The following is a 12,475-nucleotide window of genomic DNA, read 5'->3' on the forward strand; positions in this document are numbered from 1 at the left end:
TGTGATGAGCCTGTTTTACGAAAACATCTCCATATATTGGGATGATTGAATGGAATAAAAGCATGGTTGGATCAAAGGACAAATTCCAATTTGTAGTTGAGTTATTTCACATTTTTCTTATATGACGCAATAAAGGCAGCCTTGAGAGGTTGCCTTTCAATTTCAACATTATTCTTAAACAGATCCAAAAATTAACTCTCTCCCTAACCATAATGTGATAGACACATATTAATAATTTGATATGTCCCTATTTAAGCTCGTTAAGTATCAAGCATATCCCATTCATCACCTAATACCCAGCGTAATGCTGACAACTTACCGTTAATCATGCCCCATTCGAAATCATCCCAAGGACCTAAGTCGTCTAGCCCAAGTCTTGCTTCTACCTCTTTTGCCGCTTTCAGAGCCCTTTCCCAAATATTTTGTTGAATTGGACGAGTATAGTTGTCCTTAATTGGAAAAATCTCTTTCTCAACGATTTTAGTAATTACCTCGTCTATCTTTTCCCTAGTAACTTGATGACGGTTGTACCAAACTTTAGTTGTAAACTCATCTATAGCCTCTAGAATTTCACTTTGTCGTCTCGGTTCTTCAACCCATTCCAATTCATCCATACACTCTTTTAAATAGTCAGGGTTAATACGGTTAAGTGCATCGCTTAAGGTTATAAAATAAAGCGACTTAATTTGTGAAAAACAATCTGCTATGTCAGGGTGTGGTAGCTTATTGCTATCGTTTGGATTACTGAAATCCTTAGTGTTATGAGATATAAAAGCAACTCTACATCCTGATGTTGTCTTTGCTTTTACCACATCCCAGTAGACCTCAATTAGAATCGCATCATCTATTGAATTCCGTTGTCTGTGAAACGGTGCTCGTTTGTCAATTGCACGCTGAGCTGAACGGATTTTCACAGAATCAGAGATCTCAATTATAGGAGTATTAGAGAATAATTTCTCAATTCGGCTTACAGTTCCCACTGCTATTTCACCCAAAGTTGGAAGACGCTGATCAACATCCTTAAGCTGAGCTAACACGGTTTGTTTTTGATTTTGGTCACCAAACCTTTCCACAACTTCTTTAACCCGTTTCAATGTCCCTGATAAGCTACGGCTACTCTCATCTATAATTCTCACTTTATTTCGTTCAAATTCATCAATTATTATACGAGGGAGGATAAGCTCGATATCTCCCTGTTGGATAAGTTCCTCGAGCGCTGTTAATATTGGTTGTTGCTGATAATCCTTAGCGAGATCAAGCCATACGCACGTATCAATAAGTATTTTGAACATATATTACTCCCCCTTCTTTTAGATAGCTAGGTTGGGTTTATGAGGCATTTGCCCTATAGTTAAAGATAATATAGTATTCCTTTACTCCTAAACGTTAGGAGTAAAGGAATACTATATTACCTAAAGTTTTGATAGCATCAGACAATATGACCACCCTACACTTATTCATTTACCTCACTATCTTCAGGTAATTTACCCGCTTGCTTTGCTATTTTCTTTTGTTCTGACTTCACCCTACGTTCCAATTTTTTAATATCTTCAGATGGTGGTAGCTTTTCTGGCTGTATTCCCCTCTTACCAAGCATATCCCTAACACTCTTATTGTTTTGAATATGTTCAACAGTAATCTTATATTCACCTTGCAAATCACTTTCTTTAACATTGTAGTTTGACATTTCATTTGCAAGATTTTTTGCTGCAATTGTTAGCGTTGGTAAAAAGTCTGCCAATGGCCTATTATCCTTAACTGAAAGTTTTTGTTTCATTTCTCGTGTAGAATATCCCCCAAACAAAGCATTATCACCCTTTGAACGAATCCGTCCGAAACCTGCGTCGTCCACTCCACGCTCATAAATATTTTGAGACAACTGCTTTTCAGACTCCTTTAGCCTATCACGAGCCTCCATCCTTACAAGAAAGTTCATTCTATCTTCAATAAGTTCTTGCTTTCTTGTTTGCACTGCAAAATAACTTTGAGCAAATGCGATTTCTTCCTTTTTTGTATCACCATTTTGAGCTATTAAATAACAAGCATATCTTGTTAGCATGTAATCAGCTATATTTCTTTTTGTTCCACTTCCCAGTTCAACCATTTTCGTGACGTCACGAAAATGGTCTTTAGCCTCAATTCCACTTATTTCACAGGAAGTCAACGCTCTTTTAATTGTAGTTTCAAAATTTTCCCAACGCTTATATCCAAGTAATCTTTGCAATTCTCGGGCATACCAAAATTCAGTGTTCTCATCTAAATTATGAACTATTGAATCAAATCTATTTTTAATCAATGATAAGTTTTGTTTATCCATATTATAGTACCTCCATTTTATCAAATTAACTCTAAACCTTACATCCGCTGATTACCAAAAATCTTTTCATTCAAAGGATATTAAAGCTCATCTTACCTCTTCTTATTTCTAAGTCTCACCCCCTTTTAATTCAGAATAATATCCTGTCGTAATATTTATATTCCTGCACTCATAAGCTCTGCTTGCTTAATAACTATGCTTACAGCTCCGTCTGCTCTTTCTGGAGGATATTTGTATTTTCTTAATAGTCTCTTGACCATCCTTCTCATCGCAGCCCTTGCTGATTCCTTCTTATCCCAATCTATGGTCTTATTTTTTCTTACCATTTCAGTTAACTCATGAGCCATTGCTACCAAGGTGACATCTTGCATCTCCTCTAGCACTTTAGGATCAGCAACTAATGCTTCATAAAAGGCATATTCTTCTGTTGATAGACCCTTTTCTTCTCCTTCTTTTACAGCAGTTACTATGTCTTTAGATAGATTAAGTAATTCTTGTATTACTTCCGTACTCGTAATCATTCTATTATTGTATTTCTTCATCAAATCTTTTAGTTTCTTAGAGAATAACTCTGATTTAACAACATTACTTCTTTGGAATACTTTTATATTATCATCAAGTAACTTTCTAAGTAGCTCAGCAGCTATGTTCTTATGCTTCATATGCTTTATACTATTCATATACTCCTCTGATAATATAGATATTTCAGGGTTAGCTTGATTAGTAGCTTCAAAAATGTTGAATACTCCCTCTTGTTGTATAGCTTGCTCTATTATTACCTCTATTCTTGCATTCACTTCATTAGCAGTAAGTTTGCCTCTATTGGCTACCTTACATACACCAGCTTTCACTCCCTTGAAATATTCTATCTCCTTCTTTTGATTCTCATCAAGTAATGCCTTACATAATGTTTCAGCTTGACTTAAGGCTGTTGCCTCTCTAATGAATAGCTTAGAATCTTCTTCACCAAATCCTAGGGCATAGTTAATACCCTTTAACAAAATATCTAGTCTTGCTTTAACTGATTCTCCAAAGAATGCATTATAATCAAAACCATAAAAGAAGTCTTTCATTATCTCTAGTTTCTCTAGTGCTACGTTTAACGCCATACTTACATCAGGTACCTTGTCTTTATCTCTGTTGGTGTATTGGTTTAATGCATTCTTAAGTTCCGCTGCCATGCCTATATAGTCGACCACAAGCCCTGCTTCTTTATCCTTATATACTCTATTAACCCTTGCAATTGCTTGCATTAAGTTATGCCCCTTCATAGGCTTGTCTATATACATAGTAGCCATAGATGGAACATCAAAACCCGTTAGCCACATATCAACTACTATAGCTATTTTCATTTCGCTTTTTTCATCCTTGAATTCAATAGCTAGATTTTTTCTATATTCCTTGTTGCCTATGATATCATGCCAATCCTCATGGTCTTGATTGCTTTCTGTAATAACTACATTTATCTTATTAATCCAGCTTGGCCTTAAATCTAATATCTCCTTATAGAGATTTATAGCTATCTTTCTAGTCATACATACAATCATAGCTTTACCTGTTAATACATATTGACGATCCTCATAGTGCCTTACTATATCCTTAGCAAGCATTTCTAGTCTTTGTTTCGACCCTATTATAGTTTCAATTCTTGATAAATCTTGTTTCGACTTATCTATAATATACTCTGTGGTTTCCTCAGCTATCTTAGCGTACTCAGCATCTATCTGAGTTAAAAGTTTTTCATCTAACTTTAATTTAGCGGTTCTATTTTCATAGTATATAGGTACAGTTGCTCCATCTTCAACAGCTTGTGTCATATCATACACATCGATATAATCTCCAAATATTTCTTTTGTAGACTTATCATTGAAGTCTATTGGTGTGCCCGTAAACCCTATAAACGTAGCATTCGGAAGTGCATCACGCATATTTTTAGCATAACCATATTTCCATTCACCTGTAGTTCTATTAAATTTAGCCTCTAGCCCGTATTGTGAACGATGAGCTTCATCAGCTATAAAAATTATATTACTTCTCAGAGATAGCTCATTAGGATTCTCTTCAAACTTTTGAATGGTTGTAAATATAATTCCTCCAGCATTTACTCTCAGTAGATCCTTAAGATCTTCTCTATCTTTAGCTTGCTTAGGTTCCTGCCTAAGTAATAGCTTTGAAGAAGCTGCAAACGTATTATATAATTGATTATCCAAATCATTTCTATCTGTTACTACAACTATTGTAGGATTATTTAGTTTTGGATCTGTCACAAGTAATCCTGTATAAAACACCATAGAGAAGCTTTTACCACTGCCCTGGGTATGCCAGACAACGCCTACTTTTTTATCATGATTAGCTAAGGCTTCCTTGGTTCTGCTAATTGCCTTAGTCACAGCAAAATATTGATGATACCCTGCCACAATCTTTGCGGTATTACCTTTTACGTCTTGATATAAAATGTAGTTCCTAATGATATCCAGTAGCCTGTCTTTTCTAAACACACCATCAAGTAGCACATCAATAGGATTAAAAGCACCGACAGGAGCTTCTCCATCTCTAGACTTCCACACCATATATCTAGAAAAATCAGCTGATATAGTCCCCATACTTGCAGTCACTCCATCTGATATTACATTAAAGGCATTATAATAGAACAATGAAGGTATATCTAATTGATAATTTTTTATCTGGTTATATGCATTCTCTATAGTAGTGTCATCTTTCATAGCATTCTTAAGTTCAAATACAACTAAAGGGATGCCATTAACATATATAATTATGTCTGGCCTCTTCATCTTAAATTCTTTGATGGTATATTGATTTACTACCTTAAAGTCGTTAGCATCAATATTTACAAAGTCTATAAGCTTAACTTGAAAGGTCCTACTCTCATCACCTTTTTTATAAGGTATCAAAACGCCTTCAACTAGAAGCTTGTGAAAGGCCTCATTAATTTCTGCTAGCTTAATAAGTCCTAAGTTCTTTACCTGCTTATAGGATTCCTCTAATATGTCCAAAGTTATTCCTTTATTTATACTAGCAATGTATTCAAAGAATTCATCTTTAATTATAACTTCACTATACTCACGCTGAATATCAGGCCCATATACATGTTCATAGCCTAAGATTTGAAACTGCTCTATTATTGCTTTCTCCAAGGTGTCTTCTGAAAATGCCATGGTTATCACCTCACTTTAATAATTTATTTATAGGTTTATTTCTCCATTCATTAGTTTTGGAAGGAGGGTGTCTCTTATATCTTGTAAGTGCCTATTTTCATCAGCATTTACTACCATTTTTTCCAACATAGTAAGTACCGTATTGTTGAACATATTCCTTATCTCTTTTGTAGGATGAATTATCTTCATATTACCAAGTCCATTCTCCCAAATTGCATATGGCATTGTAGTTCCCTTAGATGTTCTATCTGCATAATTTATTGTTTCATCTAAATCTAATAAAAACAGGTTATAAGCAATATCTCTTTTTTTCTTTGACCTTAAAACAAATGAAGTTGTTCTTGTTACCCCTTTAAATGGTGATAAATTGACCCTATGAAAATATACTCTCATGGCACCAATCAGTATGTCAAATTTTTCAAATAATATCAAACTACTTTTTGCATCTTCATATGATCTAAATTCTTTTATAGTAACTGATTTCATAGGCATAGTATCTATTGGAATATATTTTCTATCTTTAAGATGTTCTCCAGGTTTGGTATTAACTTTAACATTATCTATTATTTCATTAAGTCTTCTAATTTTCCACGCTTTTGGAACCATTCCTAATTCACTATCAACCATTTCTCCACTAGAAGATTTATAAGGTAATCCTTCTTCATTTGGGAAATCAAAATCTACAAACCATTGTTTAAAAATAGTCTGAGCCATTTTCTGTAATTTTATATTGATTTGATTGTTAGTTTCAATTTTTTCATCCAAACAACATAAAATTGATGAAAATTGTTTTTGTACTTCTAAAACTGGTAACGATATTTCAAACTTTTTTAATAATCCTACACTTAAATTTTGCTGTGCTCCACCGTTTGAAATGTGTCGTAATTCAGTATACTTATCTTTTAATGCATAATAAACAAAATTATAAATAGCTTTTGATTCATCTAGTTCAATATTGCAACACGCTTGATTTGTTGTAAGATTTTCTCCTACAATAGAGACCTTTCCTCTTGTAATACCATCTCCATACATTGCTACAGTTAGTGAGTTTTTTTTTACTATTTTAGCAGAAGACTTATCTAGACCATCTTGCGTTATATGCTCATCTGTTTCATAAATTTTATATTGACCAATCTGATTTGTCTTTAGCCATGGAATATTTCCATTTTCCCAATATTCTTCTTCCTTTCTACTTGGAGTTCCTCCACTAAACATTCTTATAGATATGTCTTCCAGACTAACCCTTCTATAGCTCATAACCTATCCCTCCTAGATTCTTTCTTATTTCCTCTTCTAGGTGTCTTGATTTAGTAAATAACTCCCTTAATTCACTTGTTAAGTTCTCCATATTCTCTTCATAAGGAATCCCATCATATTCCATTTCTTCAATTCCAACATATCTCCCTGGAGTTAGCATATATTCATTTTCAACTATTTCTTCTATGCTTGATGATTTACAAAACCCTTGTATATCTTCATATTCAATACCATTCTTCCAATTATGATATGTATCCGCTATCAACTTAATTTCATCCGTATGTAGCTCTTTTACTCTCCTATTTATCATATATCCTAAATTTCTTGCATCAATAAATAAAACTTTTCCCGTAGTGTTTTTGCCCTTACCTTTACGTAATATCCATAATGATACTGGTATACCCACAGAATAGAATAATTGTCCTGGCATTGCTACGATACAATCTACTATATCATCTTTTACCATAGCTGCTCTTATTGCGCTTTCACTAGATGTATTGGAACTTAATGAACCATTTGCAAGAACTGAGCCCATTACACCATTAGGTGCAAGATGATGAACCATATGTTGTAACCAAGCATAGTTTGCATTACCTGTTGATGGCACACCATACTTCCATCTAATATCCTCTTGTATCCTTTCTCCACCCCAATCAGATACATTAAACGGAGGATTAGCTAGTATATAATTTGCTTTTAATGTTTTATGTAAGTCTTCATGGAATGTATCAGCATTATGAGTTCCGAGATCTGCTTCTATTTGCCTAAGAGCTAGATTCATTTTAGCTAGTTTCCAGGTTGTAGGGTTGCTCTCTTCTCCATACACAGATATATTATTAATATTACCTTGATGTTCTCGTACAAACTTTGCAGATTGACAGAACATACCACCAGAACCACAGCATGGATCATATACACGACCGGAATATGGCTCTATGATCTCTACTAGTGTGCGTACAATGCAGGATGGTGTATAGAACTCTCCGCCTAATTTACCTTCAGCACTAGCAAACTTACTTAGAAAATACTCATATACACGTCCAAGCATATCCATTTCTTTTGCCCTATCACTGCCTATATCAAGATTAGTAAACAATGTTACTAGTTCACCTAATTTAGTTTTGTCAAGTTCTGGTCTTGAATAGTTCTTTGTTAATACACCTTTAAGTGATTGGTTATCCTTTTCTATAAGTTCCATCGCTGTATCTATCTTTTTACCAATATCTACAGAGGTAGCATGTGCTGCTATTTCACTCCATCTGGCTTGTAACGGTACCCAAAATATTCTCTCTGCTGAGTACTCATCCTTATCTTCTTCAAATCCTTCCTCTTCTTTTACAAGTTCATCATATTTTTCTGAAAAAGAATCTGATACATATTTTAAGAATATTAAACCTAGTACTACATGCTTATATTCAGATGCATCCATACTTCCTCTTAGCTTATCTGCTGCTAGCCATAATTTATCTTCAAATCCTATTGTTGTTGTATTTTCTGCCATTATATTGTGACCTCCATGTGTTTCATCTTATGTATATTCAATTATATCATTTATTTGGCAAATACTATGATATATTTTAAAACTTTTATAAGGTTAAATGTTCCAAAATACAAAGTTCTTATGTCATTTCATCAAATTATATTTTCACCCATGTGCACTCTTAACTTGATAGTATATAAATAACGCGAGGATTAATTTATGCCTTAAGGTAATGCAAGGTGCAGTCCAATAGAACTATCCCTATAAAGCATTTTAACAAGTCATCTAATATTGGTTTCAATCCTAGGATAATGTGTCTTTTGTCATTGCGAAAGCAAGAAGTAGACGGTTAATATATAGATTCTAGGCGCTGGGTTGTATACCTTAGCAATAATTACTCTGTAGCAAAACATATAGCACATTCAACATAGGTTGTTAAAACTACCTACAGAACACTTTACGTTCAAAAAATTTCTATGCACATAGAAAAATGGCATATAATTTCTCTCGGCACTAGGTTATACATATTAAATACTATTCTTTAGTTTCATGCCCCACCCCCCTTATGAAAGGAAAGTTAGAGAGGTTGGAGATAGATTACTCCTGTTCTTTTTTGAGTGGCTTAGATCATGCAATAGGTACTGTATTATCAATTAATATAATGGATGAGAACTGTTGTGCTCTAATATGGAGGTATATCTATAGGAAACAGCAGCTCTACCATAAGCCTTCGGTACATCTTGCAACCACTCACATCGTGGCTATTCTCCTTGTGCCGTGTCACTTTCCCTTTATTACTTCCTAAGCCAACTACACTTAGGTTAATACCCCATTTATCACTATTAATGTGCGTACACTTTAAAGCATTGTGTGAATATACAAGAGGACAGCTAATAGGAACAATAGTACTAGTTATGCCTTTGGTATATTTACTGATACTGCTACTTCTATGGTGTTTCTCCCTCGGATGTCTAAGTTATTGTCGTCTTGCTAGGGAAAGAGCCCTTAACAGGGCAAATGGGATTTTTCTTTACCTTCCTAGCCAACAGGCCTAAATAAAGAATGTGTCTATAACTAATATCCTCTAGGTTAATAAACATGATAGGGTATTAACGCTTATACGTTCAAGATAACCATGATCTTGGCAATATGGGATGGCTTAACTTAGACTAGAAAATTATGTAGTAGACACATAGCATACAATAATCCAACCGGTACAGTTTCAACGCATTGTAAGGGAGAGGTGAAACACCACCACCTAGATATAATAGATATAAAGGGGTGTCCAAAACGGAAACACCTTCAGCAGATAGATTTAATAATTGGACATTTACTGAGTTGCTACAACACATAAGACATATATTAATAACCAATACTATTAACCCTAGACTTATTAGGGAAAGAGCCCTTAGCAGGACAAGGGGGATATCTTTTTTGAAGCATAAGTCGTTAGTATCAATACTGTTATAACTGTAGGCTGTTCCTTAAGGGAATAGTCTATTTCTAGTGGTCCTAAGTAGGACCTTAAACTGCTTGATTATAGAAGGAGGTCATTATATAATGAACAATAAAAAAATAACACGAAAGCGGTTAAGTTTAAAAGGGAGGTATAAGATTGTAAAAATAGACACTGACCATGACTACACGGCTAAGTATAACAAGTTATTCCCTACTAAGATGTCTAGTTCAAATCTCTTATTGATATATACTCTGTTTTTATTAGACAAGAGTGATGAACCTCTATATGGCAAAGAGATGCTAACAGAGATCGAGAGGGCTGGTAGCACTAATATTTGGAAGCCTTCACATGGTACTTACTATCCTCTCTTAGATGATATGGTGAAATCAGGATACATTAATAATGTTAAGACTACTAATTCTATGAAGTTCTATGACATTACTGATATAGGAAGGCAAGAATTGATATTCAAACGAGGTGAATTTAGAACTATGCTTATTGAGTCCTCTAAGTTCTTTTCTAACATACTAAGTCAAATATACAATGAGAAGCAAGAGAAGGTTGTTGCAACTACCATTCAACGTATTGAAGAGAAACCGGAGACTAACTCTAACCTGGAAATACTTGAGGTGTTAACTAAGATATATGATGAAGTTAAGGATCTTGTGACAAAGGTTGAGGATCAATGTATTGAGGTGAGAGTTATAACACCATGCAAACAGTTTAAATAGCCTAGTCTTTAAGTTACATTAGTCACTACCAGGGTTAATAGTGAAACGTATAGCTTAGCTAAGCCCTAACGTGATAAAGTGGAGTGTTATCATGGAGTACAAGGATAGAGTAGATGTATCTATAATCATATAATAAGCCACATATAGATACTATGTATTCTTGCACACTACAACAGAATAGTGGTAGCATAATGCCAACAAAGGATATAAGTTGGCATTTGCTTAAATCTACTAAGGTATTGATTTATCTAGCACTCAAGGCAATTCAAGTTAAGTAAATCATAGAACTCATAAACATAATGCCAACTAACAGTTGTAATTGCACTAAACTTAACTTATTATGGAGGGGATCCAAATGAATAACAATTTGAATACAAGAGGTATTCCAAAGCCAATGGAGGTCGAGCCAATAAAGAAACTAAAGGACATTGAGAAGATTGAGCAATATCTTAAAGGCAAAGAAAATAAGAGAAACTACATGTTATTTGTTGTTGGTATCAATGTCGGCCTTAGAGCTGGTGACCTTTTAGAACTCAAAGTAAAGAATGTACTAATAGATAGAGATGTGGTTGATTCGGTCCTTATCAAGGAACAGAAGACAGGCAAGGGTAGGGAACTTACTCTTAATAAAGGTGCCAAGGATGCAATCAAGTACTACCTTTCAAGCATTAAAGAATATACTCAAGAGGACTACTTGTTTAGAAGTCAAAAGGGTGGAGGGCACTTAACTGTGGAGGCAACCCATAAGATAATAAAGGGGACACTTAGAGCTCTAAACGTTAAAGGTAACTATGGTACTCATAGCCTTCGTAAGACCTGGGCATACCACATCTATATGAATAATGCCAAGGATAACCCTTTAATTCTACCAACAATACAAAAGATGTTAAACCACAGTAACCAAGCTATAACACTTAGATATATTGGCATAACTAAGGCGGTTATAACTGATGTATACAATAGTATAACCCTTTAATAAGCCTCATCAAGCAGTTTAGTTTAGACAGAGGCTATCTACTAGTATTAAAAGCTTTATACAGATAATTTAAACTTACAACAAAGTCACTAACTGATCTATAGGAGTAGTACTGAGTTCGGAAATACAAGGTGGTTGAATGTAGATGGTACGGACTATGCTGTAGCTAATGATGTTGCAAAAGTGCTCCTATTACGTTCTCAAAGACGCTGTTTCAAGGCATTGTAAAGGGGGCGCTGAAACGTCCCTACCTTCAAATGGCGAGAATCAAATATGAAATCAACAACTGAATCCTCATATAGCGGTCTAGGCTAGATAGAGGCTACAACCATGCCTATTTAATTTTGTAAGAAGTGTGGTACAATACAACTAAGGAACTGTTGAGGTTTCGATAAAGTTATTATGGTTTGATAACGCAGACTATTACCCTAGAACATACTTCTGGTTAAAGTATGTTCTTTTTTTGATTAGAAATAGAATGTATGTAGTACTACATTTGTAGTAGCACAATCATTTGTAGTTGTAGTACAACCATATATACATTCATAGTAAAACCATATAAACATTTGTAGTACTATATTTGTAGTAGTACAAATGTTTATATAGTTATATCTATGCCTATGTGGTTCTAATATCATTGTTTTAGTAGTCTTTGCCTTAGTAGTACCATGAAGTGGTGTTTGGTGAGGGGTAGAAACCACTGTGATACAAAATGTTGCATAATTAATTCAATAGGTCCACTTGAAATATAAGGTGTGGGAGTACATTTATATACCGACTAAAGTGAAGGCTTGTAACCAACAATGTGAGTTGAATACAAGTCTACTAGTGCTATATATTACTCTTCAACACCTTTAAATCATTGATATTAGGGCATATTGTTGATATACTATATATAGTGAGATATTAGCAATCATCTTATGCTGTGGCATAATACTATTGGTCCTATGTCAATAAAAAGTACAAATTAAAATGAGAAAGTTATTAGTAATCCCCTTAAATTTAACTTGCGATTGATACATTAAGTTTATTTGCTTTTTTATAGGCTATTTCAAACTCATCAGGTGACATATAATTGC

Annotated in this window: 7 protein-coding genes; 2 read left to right on the plus strand and 5 right to left on the minus strand. The window is 34.3% G+C overall.

The genetic code is table 11. From position 1 onward, the window contains the following. Nucleotides 1–260: 260 nt before the first annotated feature. From JJD95_RS11700 to JJD95_RS11720, 5 genes are all read right to left on the minus strand, one after another. Nucleotides 261–1,292 (minus strand): PIN domain-containing protein, encoded by a 1,032-nt coding sequence (locus tag JJD95_RS11700; RefSeq protein ID WP_291643205.1) that lies wholly within the window; start codon nucleotides 1,290–1,292, stop codon nucleotides 261–263. 161 nt (nucleotides 1,293–1,453) lie between these two features. Then, nucleotides 1,454–2,317: a DNA damage-inducible protein D gene (gene dinD / locus JJD95_RS11705; protein ID WP_291643206.1), complete on the minus strand. Its 864-nt coding sequence runs from the start codon at nucleotides 2,315–2,317 to the stop codon at nucleotides 1,454–1,456. Nucleotides 2,318–2,472: 155 nt separating this feature from the next. Continuing rightward, nucleotides 2,473–5,493: a type I restriction endonuclease subunit R gene (locus JJD95_RS11710; RefSeq protein ID WP_291643207.1), complete on the minus strand. Its 3,021-nt coding sequence runs from the start codon at nucleotides 5,491–5,493 to the stop codon at nucleotides 2,473–2,475. Between the two features lie 27 nt (nucleotides 5,494–5,520). Beyond that, complete coding sequence (locus JJD95_RS11715) at nucleotides 5,521–6,750, minus strand: restriction endonuclease subunit S (RefSeq protein ID WP_291643208.1); 1,230 nt, start codon at nucleotides 6,748–6,750, stop codon at nucleotides 5,521–5,523. After that, the gene (locus tag JJD95_RS11720; RefSeq protein ID WP_291643209.1) at nucleotides 6,740–8,251 is read right to left on the minus strand and encodes a class I SAM-dependent DNA methyltransferase; all 1,512 of its coding nucleotides are present in this window, start codon (nucleotides 8,249–8,251) and stop codon (nucleotides 6,740–6,742) included. Before JJD95_RS11720 ends, JJD95_RS11715 begins: the two co-directional genes overlap by 11 nt. A gap of 1,539 nt (nucleotides 8,252–9,790) precedes the next feature. Here JJD95_RS11720 and JJD95_RS11725 point away from each other — a divergent pair. Together JJD95_RS11725 and JJD95_RS11730 are read left to right on the plus strand one after the other, a co-directional pair. Further along, on the plus strand, nucleotides 9,791–10,420 hold the full coding sequence (locus tag JJD95_RS11725; RefSeq protein WP_291643210.1) for a PadR family transcriptional regulator: 630 nt from the start codon (nucleotides 9,791–9,793) through the stop codon (nucleotides 10,418–10,420). A gap of 355 nt (nucleotides 10,421–10,775) precedes the next feature. Beyond that, complete coding sequence (locus JJD95_RS11730) at nucleotides 10,776–11,396, plus strand: tyrosine-type recombinase/integrase (RefSeq protein WP_291643211.1); 621 nt, start codon at nucleotides 10,776–10,778, stop codon at nucleotides 11,394–11,396. The last annotated feature ends 1,079 nt before the right edge of the window (nucleotides 11,397–12,475 follow it).

Origin of the sequence: Clostridium sp. (assembly GCF_016650035.1) — a bacterium.
Lineage (GTDB): Bacteria > Bacillota > Clostridia > Clostridiales > Clostridiaceae > Clostridium_AD.